This is a genomic window from Acidimicrobiales bacterium (assembly GCA_035630295.1).
GTDB lineage: Bacteria > Actinomycetota > Acidimicrobiia > Acidimicrobiales > Iamiaceae > Iamia.
Map to the genome: position 1 here is coordinate 22,267 of DASQKY010000008.1, position 17,713 is coordinate 39,979.

Below are 17,713 nucleotides of genomic sequence, written 5' to 3' on the forward strand. Positions count from 1 at the left end.
GAGGGACGAGCGCGTGGCATCCCGTGGGTCAGCCGGGGAAGGCCCAACGGGTGGCGCGGGTGGAGAACTCCTCCTCGCGCTCGATGACGGCGAGGGCGCGGTCCGGGGCCACCGCGTAGCAGGCGTGGCTGCGGATGAAGTCGGCGTTGATGTCGGGGGAGATCGGCTGGTACTTGGCCAGGTAGGCGGCGATCCACCGCTCCCGGTCGTCGCCCGGTTCCACCGGTGTGGCCGTGCCCTCGACTGACAGGCACTCGACGGTGTCCTCGGTCATGACCACCACTTGGGGGTTGGCGGCCAGGTTGCGGGCCTTGCGGGCGTTGGGGGAGCAGGAGAAGAAGAAGCCGGGGCGCTCGCCGTCCCACACCCCCCAGACGGGCAGAGCGTGCGGCCGGCCGCCGGCCGAGACGGTGACGACCCAGAAGTTGCGGTTGGCGGCCAGCCGCTCGGCGGCCCACGACCAGGGCAGGGGCTCCCAGTCGGGCCCGCCGACCCCGTAGTCGGACATGGACGGCTGCTCGGTGCGGGGCTCGGTCACGCCGTGGCACCCTACGCCCACCAAGGTGTGTCCGACACCGACTCCGTCCTCGCCGGCTTCCCCCGCGTCCTGGTCCGCCTCGACCTCCGGTGACCGCGGGGTCGTTGGAGGTCCCTGCCGACCGGGCCGCTCCCGAGGCTCGAGCCGAGGCCCCGCGAGGCCACGGCCCGCCTGGACGCACTGGTGCCGAGCGGTGGCTCAGCCCGGCCGAGCCACGGGCCGGGTTGTGGCGCTCGGGGCCGGCATCAGGTGGTGGCGGGAACGTCGAGGCTGGCGAGGAGGGCCTCGACGCAGGCCCGGATGTCGTCGCGGATGGGGCGGACGTGCTCGAGGTCCTGGCCGGCGGGGTCGTCGAGATCCCAGTCCTCGCAGCGCTTGCCGGGGAAGAGAGGGCAGGCGTCGCCGCAGCCCATGGTGATGACGACGTCGGCCGCGCCGACGATCTCGTCGGTCCAGGGCGTGGGGTGCTCGCCGGAGATGTCGATGCCGACCTCGGCCATGGCGGCGATGGCGACCGGGTTGATCTGGGTGGCGGGTTCGGAGCCGCCGGACCAGGCGACGGCGCGGTCGCCGGCGAGGTGGGTGAACCAGCCGAGGGCCATCTGGGAGCGGCCGGCGTTGTGGACGCAGAGGAACAGGACGGTGGGCCGGCCGTCGGTGCTCCTGCCTTCGGCCTTGGCGGGGTCGGGATAGAAGCTGCGGCCGGCCCAGAGGGCGACGTAGACGAGGGCGACGAGCACGGGGACCTCGATGAGGGGGCCGACGACGCCGGCGAGGGCCTGGCCGGAGGTGACGCCGAAGACGCTGATGGCCACGGCGATGGCGAGCTCGAAGTTGTTGCCTGCGGCAGTGAAGGCGACGGTGATGTTGCGGTCGTAGGGCAGTCCCAGGCGGAGCCCGAGAGCGAAGGCGCCGCCCCACATGAGGGCGAAGTAGGCGAGCAGCGGGATGGCGATGCGGGCCACGTCGCCAGGTGCGGAGGTGATGGCGTCGCCCTGGAGGGCGAAGAGGACGACGATGGTGAACAGCAGCCCGTAGAGGGCGACCGGGCCGATGCGGGGCAGGAACCGCTCCTCGTACCACTCCCGGCCCCGGCGCGCCTCGCCCAGGAGGCGGCTGAGGGAGCCGGCGGCGAGGGGGACGCCGAGGAAGAGGAGCACGGCCCGGGTGATGTCCCACAGGCCGACGCCGAGGGCTTCACCGTCGCCCCAGCCGAGCCAGCCCGGCAGCAGGTCCAGGTAGAACCAGCCGAGCAGGGAGTAGGCGGCGATCTGGAACACCGAGTTGACCGCCACCAGGAACACCGCGGCCTCCCGGTTCCCGCCGGCCAGGTCGTTCCAGATGAGGACCATGGCGATGCAGCGGGCGAGGCCGACGACGATGAGCCCGGTCCGGTACTCCGGCAGGTCCGGCAGCAGCGCCCAGGCGAGGACGAACATGAGCGCCGGGCCGATCAGCCAGTTCAGGGCCAGCGAGGCGCCCACCATGCGCCGGTCGGTGGTGACGGTGCCGAGCTGGGAGTACCGGACCTTGGCCAGCACCGGGTACATCATCAGCACCAGCCCGACGGCGATCGGCAGCGACACCGAGCCGACCTTGATGGCATCGAGGCCGTCATCCAGCCCGGGGACCACGCGCCCCAGGCCCAGGCCGAGGGCCATGGCGGTGATGATCCACGCCGGCAGGAACCTGTCCAGCGGCGAGAGCCGGTCGAGGACCGCGGGCTCGTCGCGGTGGGTCCTGGTGGTCGCCACCGCCGGTCAGCAGCAGCCGGAAGCGGAGCCGGGCGCGGCCCCGGCGGCGACCGAGGCGCGGATGGCCGCCGGCGTGCAGCAGCTCGCCGTGCCCCCGTCGGGAAGGGCCGTGGTGGCCATCTGCTCGGCGTCACCGGTCTTGACGTAGACCTCCCACGGCGCCCCGTCGGGATCGTTGACCCACGTCTCGGTCTTCGCCGCGTAGCAGCACGTCGTGTCGTCCACCCCGGTGGTCGCCATCCCCTCGCCGGCCAGGCGGGCCTCGGTGGCGATGACCTCGTCACCGGTCTCCACCTCGACCCCGAGGTGGTTCAGGGTGCCGCCCCCCTCGCCCTCGATCAGCACCAGCTTCAGCGGCGGGTCGGCCACGGCGAAGTTGGCGTACCCGGGGCGGACCTTGGCCGGTTCGGTGGCGAGCAGCCTCGAGTAGAAGGCCACCGCCTCGTCGATGTCGGACACGTTGAGAGCGAGCTGCACACGGGACACGATCACTTCCTCCTGATAGATTCAACTGCGTCGATGGATCGACTCTCGCGAATGGATAGAGCGATGTCAATACGTCACGCGGCATCTGACGCCCCCGCCGCCGGGGAGTGCTGCCCGTCCCTCCTCGGCGCACCCATCGGCGTCGACCAGGCCGACGAGCTGGCCGCCGCCTTCGCCGCCCTCGCCGACCCCGTCCGCCTCCGGCTGCTCAGCCTCGTCGCCGACGCCGGAGAGATCTGCTCCTGCGACCTGCAGGAGCCCCTGGGCAAGTCCCAACCCACCATCAGCCACCACACCAAGGCCCTCGCTGACGCCGGCCTCATCGTGGGCGAGAAGCGCGGTCGTTGGGTCTGGTGGTCGATCGTGCCGGACCGCCTCGCCGGGTTGCGCGCCGCCCTCGACACCTGACGTGGCGGAAGGATCTCGATCTGGTCTTCGAGCGCGCCGTCTGAGCGCTCAGTCGGCCGACCTGCTCGCCGGCGCGGCCGCGCCCGTCACCCCGGTTCTGCGACCTCGATGGTCTGGTCCGCCTCGACGCCGGGCACGACGACCTCCTCACCGGTCGCCGGGAACCGGACGGTCACCTCGACCGGATCGGTGTCCTGTCCCAGACCGACGTGGGCGGGGAGCTCGCTCTGGCCGAGGAAGTGGGTGGCCACGCCGATGTGGCGCACCTGGCGACGGCCGCCGGCGCTGGTCACGGTCACGACCGCGCCGAGGGCCTCCCGTCCCGAGGTCGAACCTCGCACCGCGATCCGCAGCCAGTGCCCCGCCTGCCGGGGGCGCGTGAGCAGCACCCGCGGCGGGGCGCCGGTGTCGGCGATGACGACGTCGAGCACGCCGTCGCCGTCGAGGTCGGCGACGGCGAGGCCCTTGCCGTCGCCGTCGGGCACCGGCCCGTCCGGCCCGAGGCCGGCGTCGGTGCTGACATCGGTGAAGGAACCGGTCCCGTCGCCGACCCAGGCGTGGTCGGTCGTGCCCGCGAAGTCCTTCGAGGGTGATGGCGGGACCCCGGGGTCGTACCCGTTGGTGGCCACCAGGTCGAGGTTCCCGTCGACGTCCAGGTCGGCCAGGGCCGTTCCCCAGCCCCACTCGACGTCGACCACCCCGGCGGCGGGCGTGAGCTCGGTGAAGCGCCGGCCGCCGTCGTTGCGAAACAGCTTGCTGCCGGAGTGCTCGCTCACGCAGCCCGGTGGCTCACAGGTGTCGAGGAAGCCGATCGAGGTGGTGAACCAGTCGAGGTCACCATCGCCGTCGACGTCGCCGAAGGTCGAGCCCATGGCGTTGGAGACCGAGGCGAAGGGCGTGTCGGCCGTTCCCTCGGTGAAGGTGCCGTCGGCGTCGTTCCAGAACATCCGGACGGTGCCGAAGTCGCTGGCCACCAGGAGGTCCTGCCAACCGTCGCCGTCCAGGTCGACCAGCGTCGACCCGAAGGCGTCACGGGGGACCATGTCCGCCGGCGTCTCGTCGCCCCGGTTGTCGGGCGTGTCGGTGAGGACGACGCCCGCGGCCTCGGTCACGTCGTCGAACACGCCCGGTTCAGCCGCTCCGCGGTTGCGGAGGAGTCGGGCGTGGGACGAGGGCGCCTCCCCGTAGCGATGGGGAGCGGTCCACTCGGTGGTGTGGATGTCGGTCCACCCGTCGTTGTCGATGTCGCCGAAGCTCACGGTGAAGCCGGCGCGGGGCTCGTCGTCGGCCAGGGCGACGTTGCGGGCCACGGCCTCCTCGGTGAAGGGCCCCGAGCCGTCGTTCATGAACAGGTGGAAGCGGTCGTCGGCGATGGTGGTGACGTAGAGGTCCGGGAACCCGTCGTTCTCGAGGTCCGCCCAGCCCGCCCCGTTCCCGTTCATCGGGCCCTGGTCGAGCCCGTGCTCCTCGGTCACGTCGGTGAAGCGCCCCGAGCCGTCGTTGGCGTACAGCACCCCCGGCGCTCTCAGCCGGGTGAAGTAGAGGTCGGCGTCGCCGTCGCCGTCGAAGTCCCCGGCCGCCACCCCGCCCGCCGACCGCTCCTCCTGGCACGCGGCCAGGGCCTCGATGGCCTCACGGGACGCCTCGCGGGGCGGCGGGTCCCCTGGTTCGCTGAAGAGGCATTCGGGGGGCAGCACGGGGTCTCCCTGGGTGTGGGTGATCCCGATCTCGGCGGCCACCTCCTCGAAGGTGAACGGGGAGGGAGCAGACGGGTCCGCCGACGACTCGGACTCCGGCGTGGTGGCGACGTCGACGTCCGGTTCGACCTCGGCCACGGTCGCGGTGTCCTTCTCGTCACCGTCGTCGCCCAGGCGGGTGGCGAGCACCACACCCATCAGAGCCACGCACGCCACGGCAGCGGCGATGCGAAAGCGGGCCGAGAAGGGCCGCGGGGCCCCCGCCGCCGGATCGCCGGACCTCTCGCTGCGCTCGCTCACGGGGCCGGATCGAAGCTGCCGATGAGTTGGTGGTCCCCTCCCGGCTCCAGGACGAAGCGGCCCCGCACCGGCGCCGGGGCACTCGTCCTGACCAGGTGGCCGTCGTCGATCCAATCGACGGCCACGGTGCCCTCCACCTCGAAGGCGAACAGGGCGGCGGCCTGCGGCGTGGTGTCGGCCCGGGCGATGACCAGCTCGAGGGCGGTGAAGGTGTAGGTGGACACCTCGACCGGGCCCCCGGCGGCCAGCGCGGCCCGGACCTCCTCGATCCGAGGACCGGACACGGCGGTGGCGGCGAGATCGGCGTCACCCCGGCGCAGGGCGTCGGCCTCGATGACCAGACCCTCGACCAGGTCCCGGGCCATGGAGGCGGCGACGTCGTCGGTGAGAGCCGAGATGACGTCGGTCCCCTCGCCCAGGGTCACCGCGGGGACGGCACCCAGTGGCAGTTCGACGACGGGCCGGCCGGCGAAGTTCACGGCCCTCGGGGGATCGACCTCGGGCGTCACCGCGGTGACCGCCAGCGCCGCCCCGAGGGCCAGCACGGCCACCGCCCCGGTGGACACGACCCGGGCCGGGCGGAACCAGCTGCGGAGCCGATCGCTCTCGCTCCCCGCCCGGGGCAGCCACCGCTCGACCAGAGGTCGCAGGCCACAGACCAGGACCAGGCCGCCGATGATGGCGACCTTGGTCGAGAACTCGGTGGCGAAGCCACTGGCCAGGATCGACGACATCGCCCCCACCGTGGCGGCGAACACGAGCCGGGCGACGCGGCCCTGCGGCGCCGTCTTGGGATCGGTGATCATGAAGAAGAGGAAGATGAGGATCTCCGGCGAGCCGACCAGGGCCCACCAGTAGTCGAACCCCTCGACCGCCCCGATGTGCCAGCGGGCCGTCATGGCGTGGCCGCTGGCGGCGACCACGGCCACGATGCCGGCATAGGTGACCCAGAACGTCGCCGCCGCGGCCAGGAGGTGGAGCCGACGGGTGATGGCGACGCCGCCGCCGACGATCACCGCGTAGGTGAGCACCAGCCCGGGCGACCACGGACCCCACCACAGGTCCTGGGGGTTGGCGTGACGGGTTCCGACCACCACGAAGACGATCAGCAGGCCGATGTTCGAGGGGTTGAAGACGTGCTCGCCCCGATACCGGATGACGTACTTGGACAGCAGGGACACGCCAGCGGTGGCCACCCAGATGTGCCAGCCGTCGAGGCTCCACCAGTCGCCGTGCTCGGTGCCCGCGGTGCGGAGCAGCAGCGCCACGCCGTTGCCGGTGAGCAGGGCGCTCGCCGGCCAGGCGATGACCCGGCGGTAGGCGAAGGTGATCCCGAGCTCGAGCACCGCGCAGGTGCCCAGCGACAGCAGGATCTGGGCGATCGACAGCTCGAAGCCGAGGACGGTCTGGCCCAGGACCTGGACCGACAGCAGCACGCCGGCGACGTGCAGGCGCGGGTCGTGCAGCGACGGCAGGAGCACCGGGTACCGGTGCGCGCCGAGGCGGACGCTGTGCTCCCGCGCCGACGCCACCTTCGCGGGAGGTGCCTTGCCCCGCCCGATCGTCACGATGTCGGTCATCGTCCGGCCTCGCCGATCGGCTCAGGCCGGTGCCGGGCCCAGGCGAGACAGCTCGTCGATGGCCTTGAGCCGGCACCCGCAGGCCGCCGGCTTGCTCCGCTCCGACACGGGCGGGACCATGTGGACGTACATGGCCACGACCATGGGCGCGAACACCACGACGTTGTAGAAGAGGTGGAGCTCGACCCGGGGGTAGAAGAGCTGGACGACGCTGGTGGGCACGTCCTTCCCGAAGAACGGCGTGTCGGTGGCGGCCTGGACGAAGAGCAACAGGTGCTCGATGTGGTGCCAGAACTGGAGCCCGAGGGCGATGGTCCACCACGTGCGGGCTCGTCCCGTCATCCCCGGGCGGAGGAGGAACAGGCCGATCAGCATCACCACGGCGTAGCCGTAGTGGAGCCACTCCTCCTTGATCAGGACGGGGAAGGCCGCACCGAGCACACCCCGGGCTTCCGGCCGCGGCGTGTCCGACACCCATATCTGGAAGGCCTGCACCAGGTGCTCGGCCCAGTGGGCCACGACGATGCCGAGGAAGGCCCACATGGCCGTCCGATGCCATCGCCCGTTCAGGGCGGCGACGAACCGCCGCGCCCCTCCCGTCTCCTCCGTGGCCGCGTCCGAGGTCGTCGTCGTGGTCGTGGTCATGATCCCCTCCCCTACCTCGCCCCCTCGGCGAAGTGACGAAGATCATAGCCCCACACTCGTGAGATGTGTCGAGGCATCAGGATCACCTCGGCGGCGAGCAACCTCGCCGCACGTCCGCGGGCTCGGTCATCGACGGGTGAAGGTCACGTGGGTGACACCGCTGGGTGAGGAGGCCGCCTCGATCTCATAGCGCTCCTCGACGCCCTCGATGCCGTCCCACAGGCGAACGCCGCGGCCGAGCAGGATCGGCACCTGCACGACGTGGAGCGTGTCGATGAGGTCGGCGGCGAGGAAGTCGCGAACGACGGTCGGACCACCGCCGAGGCGCACGTCGAGGTCGCCGGCGGCCTCTCGGGCGAGGTCGAGCACCTCGTGCGGGGTGGCGTCGACGAAGTGGAACACGGTGCCGCCCTCCATCTCGATCGATGGGCGCGGATGGTGGGTCAGCACGAACACCGGCGTGTGGAACGGTGGGTTCGGCCCCCACCAGCCACGCCACTCGTCGTCGGTGCCGACATCGGTCCACGGGCCGGTCTGCGGGCCGAACTTGCCCCGGCCCATGATCTCGGCCCCGAAGCCCAGGCCGTGGCGTGCGGCGAACGAGTGGTCGACACCTGCGGTGCCACCGGGCTCGCCGACCATCGACCGCCAGAACCGGGTGGCGAACATCCACTCGTGCAGGTGTTCCCCGGCGTGGCCGAACGGCGCATCGAACGTGATGCCGTCGCCCGTCCCGAACCCGTCCAGGGAGATCGAGAAGTTGTGGACCCGGACCTGGGACATGGCGGCCTCCCGAGCGGTGGCCGCCGAGAGTATCCCGATCAGGGTCGGAGATCGGCGGCTCTGACGGCGTCCCGTGGTCACGAGACGCTGATGAGGGCCGGTCGCCTACGGTGGCGCATCCGGATCCTTGTGTGTGCGTCGGCCGCGCCGCTCCCGCCCTTCGACGGGATGCGACGCCACCTGCGGACGCTGGTCGATGCCCTGGCGATCGACCACGACGTCTGTGTCGTCGCCCTGCGGTGGCCGGGCCAAGCGGGGGTCGTCGAGGGCGTGGAGCTTCACCTGCTGGAGCCGCCCGACGGTGGCGGGTGGCGGGGCGCACGCGACCGGGCGGCCGCGGTCCTCCTCGGACGGCCGGTCGACTGGAGGCGGCAGGCCCGCCCCTTCCGCGGCAGCCTCCCGGGGCTCCTCGCCGAGCGGTCCTTCGACGTCGCTCACATCGCGCTCGACGACCTCGCCCTCGTGGCTCCCCTGCTGGGCCGCCTGCCGGCCGTCGTCGCCCCGCTCGACGCCCGCCACCTCACCATCCGGGCCCAGCGCCTCGACGCGACGGGCGCTCGACGCCACTGGCGGGCCCACCAGGAGCGAGCGGTCCGCCGCGCCCTCGCCCGGGACCTCCGGCCCTTCGGGGCAGCCGTGTTCGTGACCGACGAGGACGCCGAGGCCGTCCGACGGCTCGATCCGGCACTCCCGACGCGGGTGATCCCGATCGCGGTGGACGCCACCGTCTACGCCCCTCCCGACGAGGCGCCCCCGCGGGAGGAGGAGCTGATCGTCTTCACCGGCACGCTCGATGCGCCGGCCAACGTGGCCGCCGCCCGGCGCCTGGCGACCAGCGTGCTGCCCCTCGTCCAGGATCACGTCCCCGGCGCCCGGCTCGCGTTGGTCGGACGGGCTCCGGCGGCCGCGGTGCGGGCTCTCGGGGGGCGCCCCGGTGTCGAGGTGGTGGCGGACCCCGATGACCTCCGGCCCTGGCTCTGGCGGGCCGGCGCCTTCGCCAGCCCCACGGCCCAGGCCAGCGGGATGAAGAACACGCTCCTGGAGGCCATGGCGGCGGGGGCGGCCGCGGTGGCGTCCCCGGCCGCCTGTCGTGGGCTCGACGTGCGCGACGACGTCCACCTGCTGCTCCGCCGGAGCGACGAGGACCTGGCCGAGGGCATCACCGCCGTGCTGCGGGATCCTCGTCTCCGAGACCGGGTCGGTGGCGCGGCGCGGCGTCACGTGGCCACGCACCACGCGCCCCGGATCATGGGCGCACGCTTCGCCGCCGTCTACTCCGAGGCGGCGGGCCGAGGGGCCTGACCGCCGGGGACGACGGGGTCGTGCCTCGCCACCCGGTGCAGCAGTGCGGCGGTCCGGGCCTTGGCGCGGGCCCCGAGCGCGTTCGACAACCAGGAGGCATCATCCCAGGTCAGAGGTCGGAACACACCGGCGAGGACGGCGGCGGCACTCAGCGTCGCCACCACGCCCGCGGCCAGCCCGATCGGGCCCCCCATGAGGACCACGACGCACCAGCCGACACCCCCGGATCCAGCGGCGACGCCGGCCGCCCTCAGGGTGGACGCGACGTGCACCGGGATGGGACCGACCCGCCGTCGCGCCACGACCCAGAGGGCGCCGATCGTCGTCAACTGGCCCAGGACGCTCGCCAGCGCGGCGCCGAGCGCACCATGGGCGGCGACCAAGGGCACGGCGACGACGAGGTCGAGGACGCACGCGCCCAGACCGGCCAGCAGTGGGGAGGTGGCATCGCCGCGGGCCGCGAGGACGGCGGCGCTCACGGTCCACAGTGGCAGGAGGGCCATCGTCGTCAGCATCACCAACAGGACAGCACCGCTCCGGTGGTACTCGTCGCCGTACACGACGCGGATCGCGGCCGGGCCGAGGGCGGCGGTCCACGCGGTGACGGGCAGCATGGCGACGGTCAGCACGCGCAGGGCGCGGGCCCCAGCGGCCCGGAGGGGCCCGGCACCGTCGCCTGCGAGACCGCTGAAGGTGGACGTCATGACGGTCGAGCAGCGCTCCGACAGGGCCAGCAGGATGGCCGAGAGCCCGAAGGCGACGGAGTACCGGGCGACCTCCTCGTCGCTCGCCAGCGCGGCCAGCACCAGCAGCTCCGACCGGCGCCACACCACCACCGTCATCGTCACGCCGACGGCGCTGAGCGCGGCGAAGCGCCACGGCGGCTCCGGCCGGGGGCGGGCCCCGTCGTCGGCCCCGGCCAGGGCCCGCCGCGCCAGCAGCGCGGCCACCGTGAGGTTGACCGCGATCATGACGGCTTCGACCGCGAACACGCCGGCGACTCCCCCCCCGGCGCGGAGGACGAGGATGGTGGCGGGCACCGCCGCCGCCCCGGTCACCAGGCCCACCACGTTGGCCTCTCGCCATCGCCGGCATCCGATGAGCACCGCGGCCGGGACCATCTGCATGGTGCCCAGCAGGGTCACCACGGCGGCGAGGAGCCAAGCCGCCCGCAGGTCGTCGTCCCACAGGGCGGGCAGGGCGACCAGCGCCGCGGCCGACGCCCCGGTGACGCCGTGCAGCCGGGCTCCCCACCGGACGAGGTGACGCGCCCCGGCCCGGTCGTGGCTGGCGTGCGTCGAGGCCACGGAGCGCACCAGGGCGATGAAGCCGCCGGAGCCGGCCAGCGTGATCGCCGCGGTGGCGGCGAAGGCGATCACGCTCTGTCGCCCGAGCCCACCGGCGCCGAGGGTGGCGTCGATGGCCACCGACAGCACCCCCACGTACAGGTTGGGCACGACGACGCTGGCGACGACCCACAGGCCGCCACCGAGCGGCGTGTCCCGCTGGCCCTCAGCCGTCACCTGACTGCGCCGGAGAGGCCGAGGTAGGCCGACTCGTAGGCGGCGAGCATCCGATCCCGGTCGTGGCGGTCAGCCGTCAGCGCCCGGCCGGCGCGGCCCATGGCGGCCACGACGTCGGGCCTTCGCAGGAGGTCGACGACGGCGGCGGCCACGGTGGGGGGGCGGGTGTCGGCGAGGAGGACGCCGGCGCCCCCGCCGAGGAGCCGCCGCATGCCGCCGACGTCGGGGGCGACGAGGGGCGTTCCGGCCCGCAACGTCTCGAGCGCGGCCAGCGAGAGGCCTTCCGATCGGGAGGTCGACACCACCACGGTCGCCCGCTGGACCACGGCCCGGGCGTCACGACGAACACCCAGGAACCGGACGTGGGCGCCGAGGCCCAACGAGGTGGCCAGAGCCTCGAGAGCGGTGCGCTCCGGCCCGTCGCCCACCACGAGCAGACGGGCGGTGGGGACGGCGTCGATGACGAGCCGGGTGGCGCGGATGGCGCGGTCGACGGCCTTGACGGCCACCAGCGAACCGACCACCGCCACCGTGGGCCCGTCGCGCCCGAGCTCGGCGTCGAGGCCGGCCAGAAGGGGATCGTCCGGCGCCAGGGCCGGACCGACCCCGTTGAGGATGACCTCCGTCCGGTCGGCCGCGCACCCGTGGGCCACCATGCGGTCCCGCAGGTCGTCGTCGACGCAGACGAGGCGGTCTCCGCTCCGCAGCAGTCGGGCCGCAGCTCGGTCGCCCTCGACTCGACCGCCGTGGAACGTCGTCAGCAGGGGTGGGCCGCCGCCCGCCAGCAGGCGCGCCGTGCGGGCCACGGCCGCCATGCGCGGGTTGTGGGCGTGGACGACCGTCGGTCGACGGGCGCGGATGGCGCGGGCGACGGAGACGGCGGCGGTCGCCACGCCGAGCGGCGAGCGGCCGAGGCCCGCGACGTGGAGCCGGGCGATGCCGGCCGCCGCGAGCTCGTCCTCGAGGGGGCCGGGCGGGGCCACCAGGGCCACGTCGTGCCCGCGGGTGGCGACGTGGCGCGCCAGGTCGACGGCGATGCGCTCGGCCCCGGCCACCTCCAGCGTCGGCGACAGGACCAGCAACCTCACCGGGCCGACCTGTCGAGCGCGTCTCGGTAGGCGGCTTCGACGGCGGCGGCCGTCGCCGGGGCCGACCGATGGGCCTCGATGTGCTCCCGGGCGCGCCCGATCCTCGCCGTGGTGCCCGCCTCGTCGCTCACCGTCCGGCGAACCGCCTCGGCCAGGGCCGCGGGATCGTCGGGCGGCACGGTGACCAGGGTGTCGGGAGGGGCCATCTCGGGGATGCCCCCCACCCGGGTCGCGACCACCGGCACCCTGGCCGCCATGGCCTCCAGCACGGCCATCGGGCTGTTCTCGAAGTGGGAGCTCACGACCAGCACGCGGAGCTCAGCCAGCGCCACCGCCGCCGGGACGTGGCCCGGGAAGCGCATCACCCCGTCGAGCCCCGCCTGCGTCGCCATGGCCTGCAGCTCGTCCCTCTCGGAGCCGTCGCCGAACACCACGAAGCGCGACGACGGGTCGTCGCGGTGCAGCAGCGAGGCCGCACGGATGAACACCTCGACGCCCTTGACCCGCTCGAGCGCGGTCAGCATGCCGACCTCCGCGCCGCCACCGGCATGCCGGTCGACATCGACGCCGTTGGGGATGATCGTGGCCAGGGTGGTCCGGTACCCGGCGTCGGTCGCCCGGCGCAGGAGGGCTCGGGAGGGCACGATCAGGACGTCGGCCCGGCCCACGAGACGCCCCTCGACCGTCCCGTAGGCGAGCCGGTGGCGGCGGAGCGTGCCGGCCGGGGCGCCGGGGAGGGGCACGAGGACGTCCGGGAGGCCGTGCAGGGTGTGGACGCGGGCGGTGCCGGGGCCCGGCCGCCGACCGGCGAGGCACCACAGCCCGCTGCGCCGGTCGTGGCTGTGGACGACGTCGACGTCGCGGCCGAGTCGCCGCACGCGCCGTGCGCTCATGGCGTCCCACGGCGACCGGGACCGGACGACCACCGGGTCGGAGCCGGCGCGGGCGAAGGCTTCGGCGGCCCCGGTCGAGGCGGCGACGACGCGCACGACGGCGCCGGCGGCCACGAGGTCACGCGCCAGCAGCCGGGCGTGCTCCACCGGTCCACCGCGCTCGATGGTGGTCACGAGGAGGACCTTCACGGCGAGGCCGCGTCGGGCGCGCTCCGGCGGACGAGGGCCCGCAGGACCACCGCCAGGGCGCCGACGAACCACAGCGGCGGTGCGATCTGCACGCTGAGGAACAGGGCGCCGACGACGGCGACGATGTGGCTGGACTGCAGGGCGGTGGCGATCGCCTCCAGGTCGGAGCGCCCGTGCCGGCGAGCCTCGTGGTGGCTCCGGTGGAGGAGGAGCCCCGTGCCGGCCACGAAGGCGAGGAAGGCGACGAGGGCCGGCACCCCGTTCTCGGCGAGCACCTCGAGGTAGGCGTTGTGCGCCACCGGCCGGACGAGGTGGAGCGGGTCGTCGACGACGTAGTCGGCGGCCCGCGCCGGGTACAGCCCCGTGCCCACCCCGAGCAGGGGGTGGTCCTCGGCCATGTCCACGGCACCGCGCCACAGGGCGGCTCGGGAGTCGACGTTGTCGCCGGCGATGACCCCCTTGGCGCCGAGGCGCTCCTCGATGAAGGGTCGCTCCAGGACGAGGGCGAACCCGGCCCCGACCACGAGGACGGCGGCGGCTGCGGCGACGCTGCGAAGGCCGACGCGACGGGCCAGGACCGCCCAGACGGCCGCGACGGCGAGACCGATGAGCGCACCGCGCGACAGGGTCCCGGCGGTCCCGGCGACGATGGCGACCACGGCCGCTCCCCACGCCCAGCGGGCTCGCCCCTCCCGTGCCACGAGGTGGAGGCCGAGCGGGACGGCCGTGGCCAGCACGTAGGCGAAGTCGTTGGCGTCGCCGATGGGCCCCGACGCCCGATCCGCGGTGCCGACGAGGAACCGGGAAAGCCCCACGACGGCCGCCGCCGCGGCCGAGGCCGTCAGGACCCCGAACAGCGTGACGATCCCCTCGCTCGTGCGCACCACCTGGATGACGAGCACGACCAGGGCGGCGTACTGGACGTAACGCGCCGTCGGGCCGCTCCCGCCGCCGACGTCCCCCGACGTGAGCCACGATGCGGCCACCAGCGCGAGGAAGACGGCCATCGGGACCAGGATCGGGGCCAGGACGGGCGGCGAGCGCCACGGGGCGCTAGCCACGAAGGCCACGCCGAGGGCCAGCCCGAGCAGCTTGACGATCGAGAGCGTCTCGGTCGGGTATCCGAGGGTGTCGTCCCACGGGAAGGCGGCGACGAGCGCGGCGAGCAGGAGGAAGGCCAGCCCCCGGTCACCGGTCCACGAACGACGCTCAATCGGCGCCGAGGGTGCGCCGATAGGCATCCGACCAGCCTTTCACCATTCGCTCGGCCCCGTGGCCCCGTCCGCGGGCGCGTTGCGCCTCCAGGAGCCGCATCCGGAGGCCCGGTTCCTCGACCACCCGTCGGAGCATCCGAGCGGCCTCGTCGGACGACGCGAACAGCTGGTCGCCGTCGAGGATCTCGCGGTTGGCCGGGATGTCCGAGGCGATCACGACGACGTCCCGGGCGATCGCCTCGAGGACGGCGACGGACTGCCCGTCGGTGGCCGACCAGTGGAGGTAGGCGGTCGTCCGGGCGAGGTGCTCCAGCACCTCGTGGTGCGGCAGCCAACCGGTCACGGGGACACCGAGCGCCTCCACCGCCTCGACCATCGTGGCCGGACCGCCGCCGACCCACCGCGTCCGAGCCAGGCCGTCGAGGGACCGCAGGATCCGGGCGCTCTCCACCGGTCGCCGAGACCCCACCAGCCGGCCGCCGGCCACGACGGCGGCCCCGTCATCGACGCGTCGCACCGGCGGGGCGTGGTCGTCGAGCTCGGGGAGCCCGTTGGCGACGACGACGACGCGTCGGGCGCCGAACCGGCGGGCGACCTCGGCCTCGGCCTCGCTGACCGTGCCGACGACGTCGCTCCGGCGGGCCGCGATGCGGTCGGCCACCGCGCCCACGACCCGGTACGGCCAGTCGCGGTGCGTCGAGGCCCATCCGTGGGGGGTGTAGAGGCGAGGAACCGACCGGTCGAGTGCGCCACCGACGAGCCCGGCGAAGGTCGAGTGCAGATGGACGACGTCGGGCCGGAGCCGGGCGACCAGGCCGCGGAGCTGGCGGGCCGCCGTCACCTGGGCGGCCGCGGTGCGTCGGTCCCAGTCCAGCTCATGGACGTCGTACTCGCTGTCCCCCCCCAGCACGGGAGGGGTCTCGGGGTGGCGGCCGAAGGCGAGGGTGACCTCGTCCCCCTGGCGGGCCAGGCCGCAGCACAGCGTCTCGACGATCCGCAACGTCCCGGCGTAGGAGGCCTCGGTCACCTGGAGGATGCGCACCGAGCAGGATCTTTGCAGCACCCGGCGGGTCAGGGCCCCTAGGACCGTCCGGGCCATGGCAGAGGGCAACGTCCGGCCGTCGCCTCACGGGCGCCTGCACCTCGGCCGTCGCGGGGCGGTACGACCCGCCCGAGGTCCACGATGACGAACGATCGACTCCGGCGAGGGTCGGTGATCGTCCCCACGCACGCACCGGTCGCGCCCCGGGCGCGGTTCTGGCGGGGTTCCAGCGGTCGCTGAGCGGAGAACGCACGAGGCCCTGACCTGCGAGAGATTGTCGCTGGTCAGGGCCTGTTCTGTGGAGCGCCCTCGGGGCGACTCGAACGCCCGCACACGGCTCCGGAGGCCGATGCTCTATCCGCTGAGCTACGAGGGCTGGGTGTCGCAGCGTAGCAACGGGCTCGGGTAGGACCCCAAGGCGTTGACCGGGGTGCCGGCGGAGGCACGCCGGCGGCGAGGGGAACGGGGTCCCGGCCGATGCGAGGCGGCCGACGACAGGACCACACCTAGGATGCGCGGCCGTGACGCCCACCATCCTCGTCGTCGAAGACGACCCGGTGATCCTGGACCTCCTGGCCCTCACCCTCGAGATGGAGGGGTGGCAGGTCCTGCGAGCCACCGATGCCGTCACGGCCGTCGAGATGGCCCGGTCGGAGCAGCCCGACCTGGTGCTCAGTGACGTGATGATGCCGGGTCGGAGCGGGCTCGACCTGTGTGACGACATCGCCGCCGCCACCGAGACGGCGGGGACCCCTGTCGTCCTCCTCTCGGCCCGGGCCCTGCCGGCCGAGATGGCCGCCGGCTTCGCCGCGGGTGCCGCCGACTACGTGACCAAGCCGTTCGACCCCGACGACCTCATCGGGCGCATCCGGGCCGTCCTCGAGGGCCGGGCGCCCGACGGCGCCGGGAGCCCCTGACCGTGGCGACGGGCGGGGAGGGCGGCTCAGGCGCCCCACCGGGCGACGTCGATCGTGCGGGGGCCATCGCCCCCGGCCTCCTCCCCGACACGGCGGCCGTCGGCCCCGACGGGACGCTGTGGGTCGGCGGGTGCTCGCTGCTGGACCTGGCCGAGCGGTTCGGCACCCCGCTGTTCGTCTACGACGAGGCCCACCTCCGGGCCCGCTGCCGGGAGGCGCTGGCCGCCTTCGGGGACGGCGTGGCCTACGCCACCAAGGCCTTCCTGTGCCGGGCCATGGCCCGCCTGGCCCACGAGGAGGGCCTGCACCTGGACGTGGCCACCGCCGGGGAGATGCACGTGGCCCTGGCCGCCGGGGTCCCCGCGGAGCGCCTCGTGCTGCACGGCAACAACAAGTCCGACCTCGAGCTCTCGGCGGCCCGCACCGTCGGGATCGGCCGCATCGTGGTCGACTCCTTCGACGAGCTGGACCGGCTCGACCGGCTCCACGCCGCCGACGGGGCCCGGCCCCGGGTGCTGCTGCGGGTCACGCCCGGCATCGAGGCCCACACCCACGAGTACGTCCGCACCGGCCAGGACGACTCCAAGTTCGGCTTCACCCTCTCCTCCGGCGCCGCCGCCGAGGCGGTGGCCCGGGCCCAGGCCTCGCCCTCGGTGGAGCTGGTCGGCATCCACTTCCACATCGGCAGCCAGGTGTTCGTGGCCGGTTTCTTCCACGACGCGGTGGCCGCCGTCGCCGCCTGGTTCAACGCCCTGGGCCTCCCCGAGCTGTCCATCGGCGGGGGCATCGGCGTCGCCTACGTCACCGGCGAGTCCGCCCCCTCCATCGCCGAGTGGGGAGCGGCGGTCCGGGCCGCCTGCGCCGAGGCCGGCATCACCGCCCGGGTCACCGGCGAGCCGGGACGGGCCATCGCCGCCGCCGCCGCCCTCACGCTCTACACCGTGGGCACGGTCAAGGACCTCCCCGGCATCCGCACCTACGTGTCGGTCGACGGCGGCATGAGCGACAACCCCCGCCCCGTCCTCTACGGCAGCGGCTACGAGGCCTTCCTCCCCCGGGACCCGGGGGCGGCCCGGCCCCGGGTGGTGACCATCGTCGGCAAGCACTGCGAGTCCGGCGACCTCCTCGTCCGCGACGCCCGGGTCCCGGCCGGCCTGGCTGTCGGCGACGTGCTGGCCACGCCGGTCACCGGCGCCTACGGCCACTCGATGGGCTCCAACTACAACAAGGTCCTCCGGCCCGCGGTGGTGTTCGTGGCCGACGGGCACGCCCGCCTGGTCGTCCGGCGGGAGACGCCCGACGACCTCCTGGCCACCGACGTGGCCTGACGGTCCGGCAGGGGCCCCCGGCGGGC

Annotated in this window: 16 protein-coding genes and 1 tRNA gene; 4 read left to right on the plus strand and 13 right to left on the minus strand. The window is 74.0% G+C overall.

Annotation, left to right across the window (positions count from 1 at the left end; translation table 11 throughout):
• Nucleotides 1-28: 28 nt before the first annotated feature.
• The 3 genes from VEW93_02685 to VEW93_02695 form a co-directional block, all read right to left on the minus strand.
• Nucleotides 29-538 (minus strand): pyridoxamine 5'-phosphate oxidase family protein, encoded by a 510-nt coding sequence (locus VEW93_02685; protein ID HYI60692.1) that lies wholly within the window; start codon nucleotides 536-538, stop codon nucleotides 29-31.
• A gap of 245 nt (nucleotides 539-783) precedes the next feature.
• Nucleotides 784-2,292, minus strand: coding sequence for an ACR3 family arsenite efflux transporter (arsB, locus tag VEW93_02690; GenBank protein ID HYI60693.1), 1,509 nt, complete (start codon nucleotides 2,290-2,292; stop codon nucleotides 784-786).
• 6 nt (nucleotides 2,293-2,298) lie between these two features.
• Nucleotides 2,299-2,769 carry an ArsI/CadI family heavy metal resistance metalloenzyme gene (locus tag VEW93_02695; protein HYI60694.1) on the minus strand — a complete coding sequence of 157 codons (471 nt, stop codon included), beginning with the start codon at nucleotides 2,767-2,769 and terminating at the stop codon, nucleotides 2,299-2,301.
• 72 nt (nucleotides 2,770-2,841) lie between these two features.
• On the opposite strand from VEW93_02695, the gene VEW93_02700 reads away from it, so the two are divergent.
• The gene (locus tag VEW93_02700) at nucleotides 2,842-3,186 is read left to right on the plus strand and encodes a metalloregulator ArsR/SmtB family transcription factor (protein ID HYI60695.1); all 345 of its coding nucleotides are present in this window, start codon (nucleotides 2,842-2,844) and stop codon (nucleotides 3,184-3,186) included.
• Between the two features lie 86 nt (nucleotides 3,187-3,272).
• On the opposite strand, the gene VEW93_02705 is transcribed toward VEW93_02700, so the two are convergent.
• The 4 genes from VEW93_02705 to VEW93_02720 all read right to left on the minus strand — a co-directional run bounded on the left by VEW93_02705 (nucleotide 3,273) and on the right by VEW93_02720 (nucleotide 8,191).
• A complete protein-coding gene (locus tag VEW93_02705; GenBank protein ID HYI60696.1) occupies nucleotides 3,273-5,081 on the minus strand; it encodes a VCBS repeat-containing protein in 1,809 nt (602 codons plus the stop codon).
• Between the two features lie 98 nt (nucleotides 5,082-5,179).
• Complete coding sequence (locus VEW93_02710) at nucleotides 5,180-6,763, minus strand: hypothetical protein (GenBank protein ID HYI60697.1); 1,584 nt, start codon at nucleotides 6,761-6,763, stop codon at nucleotides 5,180-5,182.
• Between the two features lie 21 nt (nucleotides 6,764-6,784).
• Nucleotides 6,785-7,408 carry a hypothetical protein gene (locus tag VEW93_02715; protein ID HYI60698.1) on the minus strand — a complete coding sequence of 208 codons (624 nt, stop codon included), beginning with the start codon at nucleotides 7,406-7,408 and terminating at the stop codon, nucleotides 6,785-6,787.
• Nucleotides 7,409-7,534: 126 nt separating this feature from the next.
• Nucleotides 7,535-8,191 (minus strand): dihydrofolate reductase family protein, encoded by a 657-nt coding sequence (locus tag VEW93_02720; GenBank protein ID HYI60699.1) that lies wholly within the window; start codon nucleotides 8,189-8,191, stop codon nucleotides 7,535-7,537.
• Nucleotides 8,192-8,359: 168 nt separating this feature from the next.
• Between VEW93_02720 and VEW93_02725 the strand changes: the two genes are divergently transcribed.
• On the plus strand, nucleotides 8,360-9,493 hold the full coding sequence (locus VEW93_02725) for a glycosyltransferase (GenBank protein HYI60700.1): 1,134 nt from the start codon (nucleotides 8,360-8,362) through the stop codon (nucleotides 9,491-9,493).
• Here VEW93_02725 and VEW93_02730 read toward each other — a convergent pair.
• The 6 genes from VEW93_02730 to VEW93_02755 all read right to left on the minus strand — a co-directional run bounded on the left by VEW93_02730 (nucleotide 9,463) and on the right by VEW93_02755 (nucleotide 15,818).
• A complete protein-coding gene (locus VEW93_02730) occupies nucleotides 9,463-11,016 on the minus strand; it encodes an oligosaccharide flippase family protein (protein ID HYI60701.1) in 1,554 nt (517 codons plus the stop codon). The two genes, VEW93_02725 and VEW93_02730, sit on opposite strands and share 31 nt — an antisense overlap.
• A complete protein-coding gene (locus VEW93_02735) occupies nucleotides 11,013-12,104 on the minus strand; it encodes a glycosyltransferase (GenBank protein HYI60702.1) in 1,092 nt (363 codons plus the stop codon). Before VEW93_02735 ends, VEW93_02730 begins: the two co-directional genes overlap by 4 nt.
• Complete coding sequence (locus VEW93_02740; GenBank protein ID HYI60703.1) at nucleotides 12,101-13,186, minus strand: glycosyltransferase family 4 protein; 1,086 nt, start codon at nucleotides 13,184-13,186, stop codon at nucleotides 12,101-12,103. Before VEW93_02740 ends, VEW93_02735 begins: the two co-directional genes overlap by 4 nt.
• Nucleotides 13,183-14,427, minus strand: coding sequence for an O-antigen ligase family protein (locus VEW93_02745; protein ID HYI60704.1), 1,245 nt, complete (start codon nucleotides 14,425-14,427; stop codon nucleotides 13,183-13,185). Before VEW93_02745 ends, VEW93_02740 begins: the two co-directional genes overlap by 4 nt.
• Nucleotides 14,396-15,499 (minus strand): glycosyltransferase family 4 protein, encoded by a 1,104-nt coding sequence (locus tag VEW93_02750; protein ID HYI60705.1) that lies wholly within the window; start codon nucleotides 15,497-15,499, stop codon nucleotides 14,396-14,398. The genes VEW93_02745 and VEW93_02750 overlap by 32 nt, the downstream gene beginning before the upstream one ends.
• 247 nt (nucleotides 15,500-15,746) lie before the next feature.
• Nucleotides 15,747-15,818: transfer RNA gene (locus VEW93_02755), tRNA-Arg, on the minus strand.
• A gap of 145 nt (nucleotides 15,819-15,963) precedes the next feature.
• Between VEW93_02755 and VEW93_02760 the strand changes: the two genes are divergently transcribed.
• On the plus strand, nucleotides 15,964-16,359 hold the full coding sequence (locus VEW93_02760) for a response regulator (protein HYI60706.1): 396 nt from the start codon (nucleotides 15,964-15,966) through the stop codon (nucleotides 16,357-16,359).
• Nucleotides 16,360-16,361: 2 nt separating this feature from the next.
• Nucleotides 16,362-17,687: a diaminopimelate decarboxylase gene (gene lysA / locus VEW93_02765; GenBank protein HYI60707.1), complete on the plus strand. Its 1,326-nt coding sequence runs from the start codon at nucleotides 16,362-16,364 to the stop codon at nucleotides 17,685-17,687.
• Nucleotides 17,688-17,713: the final 26 nt, after the last annotated feature.